Origin of the sequence: Jiangella anatolica, assembly GCF_003236295.1 — a bacterium.
In the GTDB taxonomy this organism is placed as follows: domain Bacteria; phylum Actinomycetota; class Actinomycetes; order Jiangellales; family Jiangellaceae; genus Jiangella; species Jiangella anatolica.
The window spans coordinates 1-14657 of sequence record NZ_POTW01000135.1; the positions used below are offsets into that span (position 1 = coordinate 1).

At 73.1% G+C, this 14657-nt stretch carries 18 protein-coding genes; 8 read left to right on the plus strand and 10 right to left on the minus strand.

Annotation, left to right across the window (positions count from 1 at the left end):
- Positions 1-831: MFS transporter (locus tag C1I92_RS30895; protein ID WP_111258474.1), on the minus strand; the 831-nt coding region annotated here is incomplete at its 3' end.
- Between the two features lie 62 nt (positions 832-893).
- Here C1I92_RS30895 and C1I92_RS30900 point away from each other — a divergent pair.
- Complete coding sequence (locus C1I92_RS30900) at positions 894-1379, plus strand: hypothetical protein (protein ID WP_111258475.1); 486 nt, start codon at positions 894-896, stop codon at positions 1377-1379.
- Between the two features lie 18 nt (positions 1380-1397).
- Here C1I92_RS30900 and C1I92_RS30905 read toward each other — a convergent pair whose 3' ends face one another.
- The 5 genes from C1I92_RS30905 to C1I92_RS30925 all read right to left on the minus strand — a co-directional run bounded on the left by C1I92_RS30905 (position 1398) and on the right by C1I92_RS30925 (position 6135).
- Positions 1398-2060, minus strand: a complete 663-nt coding sequence (locus tag C1I92_RS30905) for an SRPBCC family protein (protein ID WP_111258476.1) — start codon at positions 2058-2060, stop codon at positions 1398-1400.
- Positions 2057-2428 (minus strand): ArsR/SmtB family transcription factor, encoded by a 372-nt coding sequence (locus C1I92_RS30910; protein WP_111258477.1) that lies wholly within the window; start codon positions 2426-2428, stop codon positions 2057-2059. Before C1I92_RS30910 ends, C1I92_RS30905 begins: the two co-directional genes overlap by 4 nt.
- A gap of 32 nt (positions 2429-2460) precedes the next feature.
- Positions 2461-3786, minus strand: a complete 1326-nt coding sequence (locus C1I92_RS30915) for an MFS transporter (protein WP_111258478.1) — start codon at positions 3784-3786, stop codon at positions 2461-2463.
- 105 nt (positions 3787-3891) lie between these two features.
- Positions 3892-5130, minus strand: a complete 1239-nt coding sequence (locus tag C1I92_RS30920) for a right-handed parallel beta-helix repeat-containing protein (RefSeq protein WP_158564367.1) — start codon at positions 5128-5130, stop codon at positions 3892-3894.
- 57 nt (positions 5131-5187) lie between these two features.
- Positions 5188-6135: a glycerophosphodiester phosphodiesterase family protein gene (locus tag C1I92_RS30925; protein WP_111258480.1), complete on the minus strand. Its 948-nt coding sequence runs from the start codon at positions 6133-6135 to the stop codon at positions 5188-5190.
- Between the two features lie 78 nt (positions 6136-6213).
- Between C1I92_RS30925 and C1I92_RS30930 the strand changes: the two genes are divergently transcribed.
- Positions 6214-6618, plus strand: a complete 405-nt coding sequence (locus C1I92_RS30930; protein WP_111258481.1) for a VOC family protein — start codon at positions 6214-6216, stop codon at positions 6616-6618.
- Here C1I92_RS30930 and C1I92_RS30935 read toward each other — a convergent pair.
- Both C1I92_RS30935 and C1I92_RS30940 read right to left on the minus strand, forming a co-directional pair.
- Complete coding sequence (locus tag C1I92_RS30935; protein ID WP_111258482.1) at positions 6573-6992, minus strand: hypothetical protein; 420 nt, start codon at positions 6990-6992, stop codon at positions 6573-6575. The two genes, C1I92_RS30930 and C1I92_RS30935, sit on opposite strands and share 46 nt — an antisense overlap.
- A gap of 58 nt (positions 6993-7050) precedes the next feature.
- Positions 7051-7821: an SDR family oxidoreductase gene (locus C1I92_RS30940; protein WP_111258483.1), complete on the minus strand. Its 771-nt coding sequence runs from the start codon at positions 7819-7821 to the stop codon at positions 7051-7053.
- Positions 7822-7858: 37 nt separating this feature from the next.
- Here C1I92_RS30940 and C1I92_RS30945 point away from each other — a divergent pair, with 37 nt between their 5' ends.
- From C1I92_RS30945 to C1I92_RS30955, 3 genes are read left to right on the plus strand one after another with little or no spacing between them, the layout of a single operon-like run.
- On the plus strand, positions 7859-8740 hold the full coding sequence (locus tag C1I92_RS30945; RefSeq protein ID WP_199521766.1) for a sigma-70 family RNA polymerase sigma factor: 882 nt from the start codon (positions 7859-7861) through the stop codon (positions 8738-8740).
- Entirely contained in the window at positions 8733-9347 is a 615-nt protein-coding gene (locus C1I92_RS30950) for a class I SAM-dependent methyltransferase (protein WP_111258485.1), read from the plus strand. Before C1I92_RS30945 ends, C1I92_RS30950 begins: the two co-directional genes overlap by 8 nt.
- A 4-nt stretch (positions 9348-9351) precedes the next feature.
- Positions 9352-10086: a class I SAM-dependent methyltransferase gene (locus C1I92_RS30955; RefSeq protein ID WP_111258486.1), complete on the plus strand. Its 735-nt coding sequence runs from the start codon at positions 9352-9354 to the stop codon at positions 10084-10086.
- Here C1I92_RS30955 and C1I92_RS30960 read toward each other — a convergent pair.
- On the minus strand, positions 10008-10439 hold the full coding sequence (locus tag C1I92_RS30960) for a DUF6069 family protein (protein WP_146605349.1): 432 nt from the start codon (positions 10437-10439) through the stop codon (positions 10008-10010). The genes C1I92_RS30955 and C1I92_RS30960 overlap by 79 nt on opposite strands.
- Before the next feature lie 107 nt (positions 10440-10546).
- Here C1I92_RS30960 and sigJ point away from each other — a divergent pair, with 107 nt between their 5' ends.
- Both sigJ and C1I92_RS30970 read left to right on the plus strand, forming a co-directional pair.
- Entirely contained in the window at positions 10547-11458 is a 912-nt protein-coding gene (gene sigJ, locus C1I92_RS30965; protein ID WP_111258488.1) for an RNA polymerase sigma factor SigJ, read from the plus strand.
- A gap of 598 nt (positions 11459-12056) precedes the next feature.
- Positions 12057-12986, plus strand: coding sequence for an RNA polymerase subunit sigma-70 (locus C1I92_RS30970; RefSeq protein WP_111258489.1), 930 nt, complete (start codon positions 12057-12059; stop codon positions 12984-12986).
- Positions 12987-13063: 77 nt separating this feature from the next.
- Here the strand turns inward: C1I92_RS30970 and C1I92_RS30975 are convergent, their stop codons facing one another.
- Positions 13064-13969 carry an LLM class flavin-dependent oxidoreductase gene (locus C1I92_RS30975; RefSeq protein ID WP_111258490.1) on the minus strand — a complete coding sequence of 302 codons (906 nt, stop codon included), beginning with the start codon at positions 13967-13969 and terminating at the stop codon, positions 13064-13066.
- Positions 13970-14118: 149 nt separating this feature from the next.
- Between C1I92_RS30975 and C1I92_RS30980 the strand changes: the two genes are divergently transcribed.
- The coding region (locus C1I92_RS30980) for an alcohol dehydrogenase catalytic domain-containing protein (protein WP_438940545.1) at positions 14119-14657 on the plus strand (539 nt) is incomplete at its 3' end.

The following is a 14657-nucleotide window of genomic DNA, read 5'->3' on the forward strand; positions in this document are numbered from 1 at the left end:
GCCCACCACCCCACCGGCGCCGTACGCGGCCAGCACCAGCCCGAACACGAGGTCGGAGGCGCCGGCCCAGCGGGTGATGATCAGCACCAGCAGCGCCTGCAGGCCACCGATCACGAGGTTGGCGAGCAGGTTCGCCAGACACCCGCCACGCAGCAGCCGATCGCGCCACAGCCACCGCAGTCCGGCCGCGATCTCCGCCCGCAGCGTCGACCCGGCCGGCCGCGCGGGCGTGGCGATGCCCGACCGTGGGAGCGAGGCGATCAGTGCGGCCGCCACCAGGTACGTCGCCGCGTCGACGGCGAACGGCAGCGCCACGCCGGCGCCCACGAGGAGCCCGGCCGCCGGCGCGCCGAGGAATGTGCCCGCCAGCGCCTGGCCGGTCATGAGCCGCGCGTTGGCCGAGGGCAGCGCCGGCCGCGGCACGAGGGCCGGCAGGATCGCCGTGGCCGCGTTGTCGAACAGCGTCTGCAGGGTCGTCAGCGCGAACGCGAGCACCGCCAGCACGGCGAGGTGTGCGTGGTCGAGCGCCAGCGCGACCGCGAACGCCGCCACCAGCAGCCCGCGGGCGAGGTCGACCGTCCACATGGCCCGCCGTCGGTCGACGCGATCGGCCAGCGCGCCGCCGAGCAGCCCGAACAGCAGCCACGGCAGGTAGCCGGCCGCCGACACGACCGACAGCAGGAACGGCGACGTCGTCAGGCCGGCGGCGACCAGCGGCAGCGCGACATTGCGCACGGCGTCGCCGAACCGCGACAGCACGGCGGCCGACCACAGCCGCCCGTACCCGCCGCGCCAGCGCACCGCCTCGCCGGCCTCCGCCACCACCGTCATGGCCACGAACGTTAGGCCGCGGGTCCGACAAGGTCGGCGCATCGAAGCGGCACACTGGCCCCGTGGACGTATGGGGCCCTCACGTCAGCGAAGCCGGCCTGCACACCGTCGGCACCGAGCCCGCCACCGTGCCGGAGCTGGCCGCGGCGCTCGATCCGGACGCGCCCTGGGTGTTGCTGCCGCGGTTCACCCCGATCGACGGGCGGACCTGGCAGGACGCCGTCGTGCCGTGGTGGCCCGGCCGCGCCGAGCCGATCCCGGCGACCGTCCGGCGGATGTCGATCGACTTGCTGCTGCCGACCGCCGAGTTCCTGCGCCTGGCGCCGGACCTGGCAGACGCCGGGATCGAGCTCCTCCAGTTCCGGCAGCGCCCGCGTCCTGACATCGACTACGTGGAGGTCACGAACGCCCACGCGCGGGCCGCCCGGCTCCGGATGTCCGAGCTGACCATCGGCATCGACCTGCCACACGCCGGCGAGGTCGCCCAGCTGGCGGCGACCAGCGCGGCCGACCTGGACGCCGCCATCGAGCGGTTCGCCGCCGTCTGACCGGCGGCGGCGACGAGCTCAGCCCTCCTGGGGGGCTTCGGCGCCGGTGTAGAACGCCGTCGTCCGGTCGGCCGAGGCCTTCGCACCCTCGGGGGTGGCGAACCCGGCCTCGACGTTGGCGTCCCGCCACTTCTCGCTGGCCAGGCCGATGAACTGCTTGCCGTCGTCGGACATGGTCCACGCCTCGACCGCCTTCGGGTCGACCTGCTCGCCGCCCGAGGCGAAGTGCAGGGCGAGTCCGATGAACGCGAGATCCCAGCCCAGGCCGACGGCGCCGGGGCCGTAGAGCTCCCAGAAGGCGAGGCCCTCGTCGCTCTCCAGGGCGATGTGCTCGAGCTCGAACCGGGTCCGCTCGTCACCCTCGGGGGCGAGCCGGACCTCGATCCAGCTGACCTGCCCGTTGAACTCCCACGTGGCGGCGAAGCTCTTGGGCGGGTCGCACCGCTCGATCGTGCCGCCGGCGTTGCCCTCGACCTGGTACCGGCCGCCGAGCTTCAGCTCGCCGCTCACCGGCGAGAACCAGCGCGGGATGCGCTCCTGGTTGGTCACCGCGTCCCACACGTCCTCGAGCTCGGCCGGGTAGGTCTGGCTGATGGTGACGGTGCGGGCGCCGCCCGGCTCGATGGTGCGCGAGCCGACCTGGCGGCGCACGCTGTTGACCTGCTGAACGACATCGATCATGACGGGTTCTCCTGATCCGGGTCCTGTCCGGCCTGCTGCTGCAGCCGGCGTTGCCGCTTGCCCCTGGCGAGCTCGGTGGCCAGCGCGTCCAGAGGAGGGGTCCAGAACCGCCGGAAGCGGTCGAGCCACGCGTCGACGTCGCGAAGCGGCTCGGTGCTGACGGTGTACAGCCGGCGCGCGCCGTCGGCCCGCACGTTCGCGAACCCGGACTCGCGCAGCACCTTGAGATGCTGCGACACGGCCGGCTGGGAGATGCCGAACTCCTCCTGGATGACCGACGTGACGGCGCCGGAGGTCAGCTCGCCGTCGGCGAGCAGCTCCAGGATCCGCCGGCGAACCGGGTCGCCGAGCACGTCGAAGGCATGCACAGACGCAATTTATCGCTCGTTACTTATATAAGTCAACGCTGAATATCGTCGTCCTCGACGCCCGGGGCCGGCTCCGCGCCGGGAGCCCGTTCCACGGTGTCGGCCACCGGCGACCCGGGGACCGTCACGGCGACGTCGGCCGGCGCGTTCTGCCGCCGGCTGCCAACGAGGAACGGCGCGGCCAGCACCTGGAACACCGCGCCGATCGCCAGCGACGTGCCGTAGCTGTACACGTCGGCCGCCCGCCCGAGGATCGGCTGGATCACGACGCCGCCGGTGTTGCCCATCAGCGAGTCGAACGAGAGCACGGTCGCCCGCTGCTTGGACGGGATCATGTCGTTGAGGTAGGCCTGCCGGATCGGCGTCTCGGCGGCGAAGATCAGCGCCCAGAGCACCAGCAGCAACAGCGCGACCCAGAACACCTCGGTGACGGCCAGCAGCCCCAGGATGACCGCGCTCGCCACCGTCCCCAGGATGAGCGCCGTCGTCCGCTTGTGGAACATCGTGCGGGCATAGGGCGCGGCGTACCCGCCGGCCACCTGCGCACCGGCGACGACGGCGGCGGCGAGACCCGCGATGGAGTAGGCGTCGGGGTCGCCGTAGAGCTCCAGCAGGTACGGCTGCAGCGCGTAGAACGTGTAGATGCCGACGCCGGACGCGAACGGCGCGGCCAGCATGACCCAGCGCACCGGCGGGTTCTTCAGGCCGTGCTCGATGGACGCCGTCCAGATGCCGCGCACCGCCTGCGTCGTCCCCTCGGACCGGTCCGGGGTGAAGCCGAGGTCGCGCATCAGCGCGGCGGCCACGCCGAACATCGCCAGCAGCACGGCGACCCGGAGCAGGAACGGCACGCCCAGGTCGGTCGCCTGCGCGATGACGCCGCCGGCCACCGATCCGCCCAGCATCGCCACGCCGGAGACCATCTGGCCGCGGCCGAACACCGTCTCGAGGCTGCCGTCGTACCCGGCGAAGTGCAGCGCGTCGACCAGCCAGGCCTCGACGGCGCCGGAGAAGAACGTGAAGCCGAGACCGATCAGCACCGACACCAGCGCCCACGCCCAGAACGGCGCGCTGATCTGCCACATCAGGTAGTACAGCGCGGTCGACCCGGCCAGCGTGACGGTGCCGAGCAGATACGACGCCCGCCGCCCGACGGTGTCCGCCACCACGCCCGTCGGGACCTCGAAGAGCACCATCCCGGCGGTGAAGAACGCGTTGGCGGCGAAGGCCTCGAGGTTGCTCAGCCCGGCGTCGAGAAGGAAGAGCGTGTTGATGCCCCAGATGAACGACGCCGCGAGCGTGTTGCCGAGCATCAGCGTGATGTACACGCCCTGGATGCGGCGGGCCTCGGAGTTCATGGGCACGGAGTCCTCTCGTGGAGCCGCGTCGGCGCGACTCACCCAAGGTACAAGTGCCCGTCGTCCTGAACTATGCCCAACGGCCCGCCGCACACACCAGAGTGGTCAGGCCGTGCACACCACCCCGAAGCACTGGGCCGCCTCGGCGTTGCCGCTGGCCCGGTTGCCGCCGCCGTCGGTCGTCCCGGCGACGGCGTAGATGCCCCAGCCGCCGTTGAGCCGGGCGATGTTGCGGCGCACCGTGTTGCCGGCGTTGGCGACGTGGATGCCGTCGCCGTGGTTGCTGCTCGTCGTGTTCGCCTCCAGCAGGTTCGCCGCGACGCCGGCCGACCCGCTGACGTAGATGCCGGAGCTGTTGTTGCTGTTCGCGGTGTTGCTCAGCAGCCGGTTCGACGCCGAGTTCTGCAGCTCGATGCCGTGGCTGAGCTGCGAGTTCGCCGCGTTGGACTGGACGGTGTTCGAGTTCGACGACACCAGCTCGATGCCACCGGCGTTCGGCCCGGTGACGTTGAGGTTGTTCGACCGCACCGTGTTGCCGTTCGACGACGACAGCATGATGCCGGCGTCGCCGCTGCCCGACACCCGGTTGTTGATCACCTGGTTGCTCGGCGACGTCGTCAGCGCGATGCCCGCGTCGCCACTGGCGGTGACGGTGTTGTTGTCGACGACGTTGAGCGTCGTGCTGGTCAGCGCGATCGCGCCGTCGCCGCCGCTGGTGACGGTGTTCTGGCGCAGCGTGTTGCTGCGGCCGCCCTCGATGTCGATGCTGCGGTCGCTGGCGGCGCTGACGGTGTTCAGCTCGACCAGGTTGCTCAGCGAGGCGCCCACGTAGATGCCGTCGGCGTTGTTGCGCACGATGTTGCTGCGTACGACGTTGCCGTTGGAGTCGCCGATCACCGCGATGCCGCGCTGCGACGTCAGCTCGACGGTGTTGCTGATGACGCGGTTGTTCGTGTCGGCGTTGGACAGCTGGACGCCGGTGAACTCGTTGTCGCGCACCGTCAGCGCCGTCACCAGGTTCCCCGTCGTGCCCGGGTTGAGCGCGACGCCGTGGTCGAAGCCGGTGATCGTGCCGTTGCGGATGGTGACGTTGTCGAAGCCGTTGTTGCGGACGCCGACGCCGAGGCCGACGCCGTCGATCGTGCGGCCGTTGAGGTTGAGGGTGATGTTGTGCGCCCCGATGATCAGTCCGTCGCCGGGGCAGTCGGTGAGGTTGGCGGTCACGGTGGTGTTGGTGGTGACGACGGCGCCACAGTTGGGCGCCGCGGAGGCGGAGCCCGGGACGAACACCGTCGCCGCCAGGGCCAGGGTCGCGGCCAGTACCGCGATGCGGGGGGTCTTCATGCCGCCAACGCTGTCCGGCCTCCGGGAGGAGACCATCAAGACGGCATGAGAGTTCGGTTATGTACCGAGTTCGTCCAGCACCTGCTGCAGTAGCGTCGGCCGGTCGGTCATGATGCCGTCGACGCCGAGGCCGATGAGCCGCTCCATCTCGGCGCGGTCGTTGATGGTCCAGACGTGGACGGCCAGGCCGCGGCGGTGCGCGTCGGCGACGAAGTCGGCCGTCACCACCGGGATACCGGACTGCGACGGCGGCACCTGCAGCGCGTGGTGCCCGTGCAGGGTGATGCCGGTCAGCGGGCCGAGCGTGTTCAGCCAGAACGCCGTGGCCTGCGTGGTCCCCGGCGACGTGCTGACGTCGCGGTTGTAGAGCTTGAACCGGGTGACGGCGCTGTCGGAGAACGACGCGACGATGGTGTCGGTGCCACGGCCGAACTCGCGCAGCAGGTCCGCCATCGTCCGCTCGTACGGCGACGTCTCCGGCCGGGTCCGCTTGATCTCGACGTTGAGCATGACGTCGGGGAACGCCTCGAGCACCTCGCGCAGCGTCGGGATGCGGAAGTCGGCCGCGGTGAACCCGGGCGGGGCCGGCCGCTCGCCCGTCGCGACGCCGCGGAACGCGTAGGCCGCCGGGTCCTGGCCATGGCAGGTGCCGCAGCCAGGCACGAACCAGTGCGCCGCGTCGAGCGTCCGCAGCTGTGCCAACGTCAGCCCGTCGACCCGACCGGAGCCGTTCGTCGTCCGGTCGACGGTGGTGTCGTGGAGCACGACCAGCTCGCCGTCGGCCGTCGCGTGCACGTCCAGCTCGAGCACGTCGGCGCCCTTGTCGAGCGCCGTTGTGAACGCATAGAGGGTGTCGGACGGCGCCTCGATCTCGCCGCCCTGGTGCGCGATGTTGAGGACGCGCCGTTCCAGCCACGGGTTCTCCGTGGCGGCGGTGGCCGTCGTCGTCGGGATCAGGGCCGCGGCGACGATGCCGGCGGCCAGGAGACCGGTGAGCCTGCTCATGGGCGAACGCTAGCCCCCACCGGTGACAGTTGCGCTGACGCGAGGTGAATGTCGGACCCGGCGGGTACGGTCCCCGCCATGACGACCTACCCCAGCGTGCTGCAGACCGTGCTGGACACCACCGACGCACGGGGGCTGGCGGAGTTCTACCGGCAGCTGCTCGGCTACGTGTACCGGCCCGGCGACGAGTCGGTCGACCCGGCCGGCGACGACTGGCTGGTCCTGCTCGACCGCGACGGCGGCCGGCGGCTGGCCTTCCAGCAGGTGGACCAGCTGACCCCGTCGACCTGGCCCGACGGCGCCGTCCCGCAGCAGCTGCACCTGGACATGACGGTGCCGTCGATGGAGGAGCTGCTGGTCCAGCACGACCGGGTGCTGGCGCTCGGCGGCCGGATGATCTTCGATCGCATCGACGACCCCGACGAGCCGCTGCGGGTCTACGCCGACCTCTCCGGCCACCCGTTCTGCATCTTCGTCGCCTGACGCTCACGGTCGCGGCGGATCGTCCGCGCGGTCGCGAGCAGGCCGCCCCCGACCATCGTGGCGATCACGAGGCGGCCCGGCGTGCTGTAGGCGTAGAACAGCAGGGCGAGGCCCAGGAACACCGCGATCTCGGTGACGGCGTACCGGCGCTGGTCGTGCCGCATGGCCCTGGAGACCACCCCGGCACCGGCCAAGGTCGTGATGAGCAGCAGCGGCACCGCGATCCCCAGCGCGAACGGCTCCTCGTGGTAGCGGGCCGCGGCCAGGCCCAGGGCCACGACGACCAGGACCCACCCGGCGGCGGTCGCGGCCGGCAGCGCCCAGCCCGGCCACCGATGGTCGACGCGCACGGCCGCGTCCCGAGTGCCCGTCATGTCCGCAGTGTGACAGCCGGAGTGCTCGGTTGGCGCGGATATCTCGGACAATTCCGCCTCAGCCGAGGCGCTCGGCGAGGAAGTCCTCCCAGGTCCGGGTGCCGAGGTCGGCGCCGTCCGGCGTGAGGTTGCCGCCGTCGCGGTAGACGCGGCCGATCTTGCCGGGCAGCCGGACCGGCACCAGCAGCCGCCGCTTGCCGGCCGCCGTCAGGTAGGAGCGCAGCAGGTCGCCCATCGGCGCGACCCGCGGGCCGGCGAGGTCGGCGACCAGCCCGGCCGGCTCGCCGAGGGTCAGCTCGGTGAGCCGCTCAGCCACGTCACGCGCGTCGACGGGCTGCAGGCGCAGGCCGCCGGGGACGGGGACGATCGGCGACCGAGCCATCGCTGTCGCCGTCTTCAGCACGAGGTCGTGGAACTGGGCGGCGCGCAGGATCGTCCACGGCACGCCGGAGCCGGTCACGGCCTGCTCGGCGGCCAGCTTGGTCCGGAACCAGGCCACCGGCACTCGGTCGACGCCGATCACGGAGATGTGCACGAGGTGCTTGACGCCGGCGCGCGCCGCCGCGCGGGCCAGCCGCGCCGCCGCCTCACCGTCGCCCTTGGGTCCGCCGGCCAGGTGCAGGACGGTGTCGACGCCGTCGACGGCGGCCGCGATCGCCCCGTCCGCGTCGTCGGAGCGCAGATCGGCCGCGACGTACTCGACGCCATCGGCCGGCTCGCGCCGGGTGCGGCTCAGCACCCGCACGCTCAGGCCGTCCGCGAGCAGCCGTGGCACGATGAGACGACCGAGGGTGCCGGTCCCGCCGGTCACCAGAAGAGGTGTAGTCATACCCCTCAGACCCGCCGCGATGGAGAAGTGTGACCGGATGAGCCCGGACGTCTTCGAGCAGCACCGGCCACAGCTGCGTGCCGTCGCGTATCGCATGCTGGGGTCGCTCAGCGAGGCCGACGACGCCGTCCAGGAGACCTGGCTGCGCTACCAGCGCACCGACACCTCCGACGTCGAGAACCTCGGCGGCTGGCTGGCGACGGTCGCCGGCCGGGTGTGCCTCAACCTGCTGCGCTCGCGGACGACCCGGGCCGAGGTGCCGCTGGACGACGAGCCCGCCGTGCGGCTGCCCGACCCGGTGGTCAGCCCGCTGACCGGCCCCGATCCGGAGCAGGAGGCGCTGCTCGCCGACTCGGTCGGGCTGGCGTTGCAGGTGGTGCTCGACGCGCTGACGCCGGCCGAGCGGCTGGCGTTCGTGCTGCACGACCTGTTCGCCGTCCCGTTCGACGACATCGCGCCACTGGTCGAGCGGACGCCGGCGGCGGCCCGGCAGCTGGCCAGCCGAGGCCGGCGCCGGGTTCAGGAGGCCACGCCGGCGCCGGATCCCGACCTCGCCCGGCAGCGGGTCGCCGTCGACGCGTTCTACGCGGCCGCCCGCGACGGCGACTTCGACGCGCTGGTGACGGTGCTCGACCCCGACGTGGTGCTGCGCGCCGACGGCGGCATGCACCCGGCCCGGCCGACGGTGCTGCTGCGTGGCGCCCGGACGGTGGCAGGCCAGGCCACGCTGGCCAGGCGGCTGGCGGCGTACGTCCGGCCGGTGCTGGTCAACGGCACCGCCGGGGCGGTCGCGGTCATCGGCGGGCGGGTGTTCGCGGTGATGGCGTTCACCGTCACCGACGGCCGGATCACCACGATCGACGTGCTCAACGACCCCGCGCGGCTGGCCGGCCTCGACCCGGAGGCGTTCGATGGCTGACCCCTGGAACGCCAACATCCACTACGACGCCCGACTGGCGGGCCACGTGCCGCCGGAGGCCGGCCGGGTCCTCGACGTCGGCTGCGGTGACGGCTTCCTCGCCGCCCGGCTGGCACGCGCCGCCGACGCGCCGTCCCGTCACGTGGTCGCCCTCGACGTCGACGCGCCGGTGCTCGCGCGCGCCAGCGAGCGGTTCCCCGACGCCGCCGTCGAGTGGTGTCACGGCGACGTGCTGACGCATCCGTTCGAGCCGGCCTCGTTCGACGCCGTCGTCTCGAACGCGACCCTGCACCACCTGCCGGACACCGCCGCGGCGCTGCGCCGGCTCGGCTCGCTGGTCCGGCCGGGCGGCGTGCTGGCGATCGTCGGCTTCACCCGGTTCGAGCGGCGCGACCTGCACTGGGCCGCCGCCGCGTTCGTCTCGCTGGGCGTGGCGAACCGGGTGCGGCGCAAGTGGGAGCACACCGCGCCGCTGCACTGGCCGCCGCCGCTCACGTACCGCGAGCTGAGCGCCAGTGTCCGGCCGACGCTGCCCGGCGCCCGGCTGTCGCGGCTGCTCATGGGCCGTTATCTGCTCGTCTGGCAGGCGCCCGGCTCGTTAGGGTGACGGTGTGCCGGACGCGATCTTCGCCCATCCCCGCCTCGCCCCGCTCTACGACGTCTTCGGGGGCGACGACCGCCCCGACCTCGACGCCTACGTCGCCCTCGCCGCCGAACTCGAGGCGGACCGGATCCTCGACGTCGGCTGCGGCACCGGCTCGCTGGCGGTCCGGCTCGCCGCCGCCGGGCACACCGTCGTCGGCGCCGACCCGGCCGAGGCGTCCCTGGCGGTCGCCCGGTCGAAGGACCCGGACGGCCTGGTCACCTGGGTGCACGCCGGCGCCGACGCGGTGCCGGCCGTCGACGCCGACCTCGCGGTGATGACCGGCAACGTCGCGCAGGTCTTCCTCACCGACGAGGAGTGGACGGCGGCGCTGCGGGGCGTCCACGCCGCGCTGCGCCCGTCCGGCACGCTGGTGTTCGAGACTAGGCGGCCGGAACGCCGGGTCTGGGAGGAGTGGGTCGCCGACTGGCCGGGCGGCGTCACCGTCCGCGACGTCCCCGGGATCGGGCCGGTGGAGCGGAGCGGCGAGGTCACCGAGGTCGCGCCGCCGTACATCTCGTTCTACGGCGCGTACCGGTTCCCCGACGGCGAGATCGTCCGGTCCGAGTCCACGCTGCGCTTCCGCGACCACGACGAGATCGTCGCGAGCCTGACCGCCACCGGCTACCGGGTGACGGACGTGCGCGACGCACCGGATCGGCCGGGCCTGGAGTTCGTGTTCCTCGCCGAGCGGACGTCCTGACCGGCGGCCGCCCGCAGGCCCGGGATCAGCACCGCGCCGACCGCCAGGTGCATCAGTGTCAGGTACACCTTCGCGTCGGTGTCCGCCTCGGCGACCAGCGGGCCGCTCAGCGAGAGCACCAGCACCGTCACCGCGACCCGGGTCCACACCCGGCGCCCCAGCCGGGCCAGCAGCGCCCACCCCGCCAGCGACATCGTCAGCGCCGCGGCCAGCACCAGCGCCAGCCCGACGTCCATCGTCACGCCGGCCGTCGTCACCTCGAGGTCGGCCCCGGCGATCCGCGCGACCGCCCACGGCACCGCGGCCGCCACCGTCGCACCCACGACCGCCACCACAGCCCGTCGGGTCGTCATCGTGTTCCTCCTGTCAGTGTGGACAGCGATACGACGACGCGGCCCGCCAGAATGTCAGGCCTCACGTTCGGGCCGGCTGCGTCGTCTACAGGACGAGGAGGTGGTCGATGACGGACGCGGACCTGACCGCGGTCATGAGCGAGCGGCGGCAGCTGATCAACCTCGCCTACCGGCTCCTCGGCTCGCTGGCCGACGCCGAGGACGTCGTGCAGGAGACGTATGCCCGCTGGTACGCGATGTCGCCCGAGCAGCAGCGGGCCATCGAGACGCCCGCCGCCTGGCTGACCACCGTCGCGAGCCGGGTCTGCCTGGACCTGCTCGGATCGGCGCGGGCCCGGCGCGAACGCTACGTGGGCGAGTGGCTCCCGGAGCCGGTGCCGGACCGGGCCGAGTGGGTCGGCGGGCGGCCGTCCGGCGCCGGGTCCGACCCGGCCGACCGCGTGACCCTCGACGAGTCGGTCAGCATGGCGTTCCTCGTCGTCCTGGAGTCGATGACGCCGGCCGAGCGGGTCGCGTTCGTCCTGCACGACGTGTTCGGCTACCCGTTCGCCGAGGTCGCGCGCATCGTCGGCCGCACGCCGGCGGCCTGCCGCCAGTTGGCCTCGTCCGCCCGCCGCCGGCTGCGCGCCGGCCGGCCCGCGACCCCACCCGCGACGCCGCCGGGCCGGCGCGCCGACCTCGTGCGGGAGTTCCGGGTGGCGTGGGAGGCCAAGGACATCGCGGCGCTCGTCGGCCTGCTCGACCCGCATGCCGTCGCGACCGCCGACGGCGGCGGCCTCGCGACCGCCCACCTGGAGCCGCTCACGGGCGGCGAGCCGATCGCGCACGTGCTGGTCGAGATCGCCGCGGCCGGGCCCGGGCTGACGTTCCTCGAGCGGACGGTGAACGGTCAGCCCGGCCTGGTGCTGCAGGAGGACGGCGTCACCGGCACGGTGCTCGCCTTCGACGTCGACGGCGACCGGATCACCCGCATCTGGGCGGTCCGGAACCCGCAGAAGCTCCGGCCCTGGACGACCTGATCTCCGTCGCCCTCCGTGACGGGTTCACCACGGACGGCGACGAACTACCGATCATGCGAACATATGTTCGATACTGCGACTATGTCTGCGCGCTGGATGGATGAGCCCCCACTCGATGTCCTCGAGATCGATCCGAGCCGGCTGGAGATCAAGCTTCGCGCCTACGCCGAGCCGTCCGGTCTCTACACCGCCGTGCCCGTCGTCATGGGCGACCGGTCGAGCCGGCGGGTGCAGGGACGGCTGGTCGCGTGGGGCCGCCGGCCGGGCGACGACCGCTGGCGCTATCTGCTGGTGGTCTGGCCGGATCGGCAGACCGACGCGGCCGGCCGGCTGGCCTGGCGCTGGCGGTCGGCCTGGTGCGTGTTCGATCCGCGGCGGGTCCGGCCGGCCCACCGGTCCGAGGTGGTCCACGTCGGCTCCTCCGACGCCGCGAGCCTCTCCGCCATCATCCGCCGGTCGCTGCCGCCGGACCAGGATCCGGCCGGCTCAAGTCCGCACCGGCGACCAGCCGGACCCGTACCGTTGACCGCGTCGCCCTCGCGATTCCTTTCCGCGCCCGCGCCGGTCGGTACCGGGAGGACCGACGACTGGGAGGACCATGGGCGACGACGAGTTCATGCGACGGGCCGAGAGCTACCGCCGCGAGCTGCTCGCGCACTGCTACCGGATGATGGGCTCGCTCGACGACGCCGAGGACCTGGTGCAGGAGACGTACCTGCGAGCCTGGCGCTCCTACGACCGGTTCGAGGAGCGGTCGTCGCTGCGCACGTGGCTGTACCGGATCGCGACGAACGCCTGCCTCAACGCGTTGCAGCGCAGCGACCGCCGCGCCGTCCCGGCCGACCTGTCCGGTTCCGAGAGCCCCGCGTCGGCCGTCGGCTGGCTGCAGCCGCTGCCCGACGCGCTGGTCACGCCGGAGTCCGCCGACCCCGCCGCCGTCGCCGTCCTGCGCGACGGGGTGCGGCTCGCGCTGATCGTCGGGCTGCAGTACCTCACGCCGCGCCAGCGCGCCGTCCTCATCCTGCGCGACGTGCTCGCCTGGCCGGCCGCAGAGGTCGCGTCCGCACTGTCGGTGGAGGTGGGCGCGGTGAAGTCGCTGCTGCAGCGGGCCCGCGGGCGGCTGCGCGAGGTGATGCCGTCGATGGACGACGTCCTCGAGCCGGAGCATCCCCGGGCGCGCGAGCTGCTGGACCAGTACATGACGGCGTTCGCGACGGCGGACCGGCGCCTGTTCGAGCAGGCGCTGCGGGCCGACGCCGTCCTCGAGTCGCCGGCCGGTGCGGTGTGGTTCTCGGGCAAGGTCGCCTGCGTGGAGTACCTGATGAGCGAGGTCGTCGGCGCGGCCGGCGACTGGCACAAGCTGCCGACGGTGGCCAACGGCCAGCCGGCGTTCGGGGCGTACCACCGCGACGGGTCGTCGTTCGGGATGGCGGTGCTGACGGTGACCTCGGCGGGCATCTCGCGGGTCACCGTCTTCGCCGGCGCCGGGCTGCTGTCGCGGTTCGGGCTGCCGGAGTCGCTGCCCTGACTGCGGGGCCGCCCCGCCGCGACGGGGCCGCTCCGTCGCCGGCCCCGTCGCCGCGGTCGCCGCCGTCGCCGCCGCCGTCAAGCGATGAGCTCCTTGGCGAAGCGCCGGATCGCCTCCGGGTCGGTCGCCTCGTGGAAGCCGACGATCAGCTGCTGGACGCCGGCCTCCTCGTAGGCCGCGATGCGCTGCCGCACGGTGTCGGCCGTCCCGTAGAGCAGGTACGACGCGACGTCGCCCGGGTAGAACGCGCTCATGGCCGGCGACAGCCGCGCCTGCGCCTCCTCGTCCGAGTCGGCGATGAGGCAGGCCGTCGTCGCGGTGCGCAGGATCGTGTCGTAGTCGCGGCCGACGGCTTCGCAGTGCTCGCGCAGGATCGCGAACTTCCGCGCCGCGTCCGCCGGCGACACCATCACGTTGCAGGCGTCGGCGTACTCGGCGACCAGCTTCAGCGTCACCCGTTCGCCGCCGCCGGCGATGAGCAGCGGAATGGCCGGCTGCGCGCCGCGCGGGAACGTCGTCGGGTGTTCGGTCCACATCGACGTGATGGTCCGCACGCCCTCGCGCAGGGCGCGCAGCCGCGTGGGCGCGTCGGCGAACTCGTACCCGAACGCCTCGTAGTCGGCCTCGTACCAACCGGCGCCCATGCCGAGCGTCAGCCGCCCGCCCGACAGCACGTCCACCGTCGACGCGATCTTCGCCTGCAAGGCCGGGTTGCGGTAGCCGTTCGAGCTGACCAGCGGGCCGATCCGGATCCGGTCGGTGTCGCGGGCCAGCGCCGCCAGCATCGACCACGACTCGAACACCGGCGCCGGCGACGGCGGGATCGTCTGCAGGTGGTCGGGCAGCCAGGCGGCCGCGAAGCCGCACTCCTCCGCGGTCCGGGCCAGCTCGACGACGCGTTCCGCCGCCTCCACCGGGTCGTCGAACCCGGCCAGCTCGCCGCCGAACCCGACCGGCAGGAAGATGCCGAACTCCAGGGACATGCCGATTCCTTCCGTCCACGCCGCCGTGTTGCGGCTCAGGCGGACAGACCGGACAGCGCCTCCGGAGGAATCGGCGGACCGGAATGCAAGCGTGTCGGCGCCGGTTGGCGGAAAGTAGGACCCATCCGATGAAGGGACGCGACACCCCGATGAAGGCGATCGTGTACGACGAGTCCGGCCCCGCCGACGTCCTCCGGCTCACCGAGCGTCCCGTTCCGGTTCCCGGTCCCGGCGAGGTACGCATCCGCGTCGTGGTGTCGGCGGTGAACCCGACCGACTGGAAGACGCGCAGCGGCGGCTTCGGCGCGGCCCCGGGGACCGAGGCGGTCCCGAACCAGGACGGCGCCGGTGTGATCGACGCGGTCGGCGAGGGTGTCGGCGGGGGCGACGGCGGCGGATCGGCCGGCGGTGTCGGCGGGCTGGCCGTCGGCGACCGGGTGTGGGTGACGCTGGCGGCGTACCAGCGTCCGGACAGCGGGACGGCGCAGGAGTACACGATCGTGCCGGCCGAGCGGGTGTTCGTGCTGCCCGACGGCGCCGGCTTCGATCTCGGCGCGGCGGTCGGGATCCCGGCGGCGACGGCGCATCGGGCGCTGACGGTCGCCGAGGACGGGCCGGCGCGGCTGGGTCCGGGCGCACTGGCGGGGCGCGTGGTTCTCGTGGCGGGTGGGGCGGGTGGGGCGGGGGA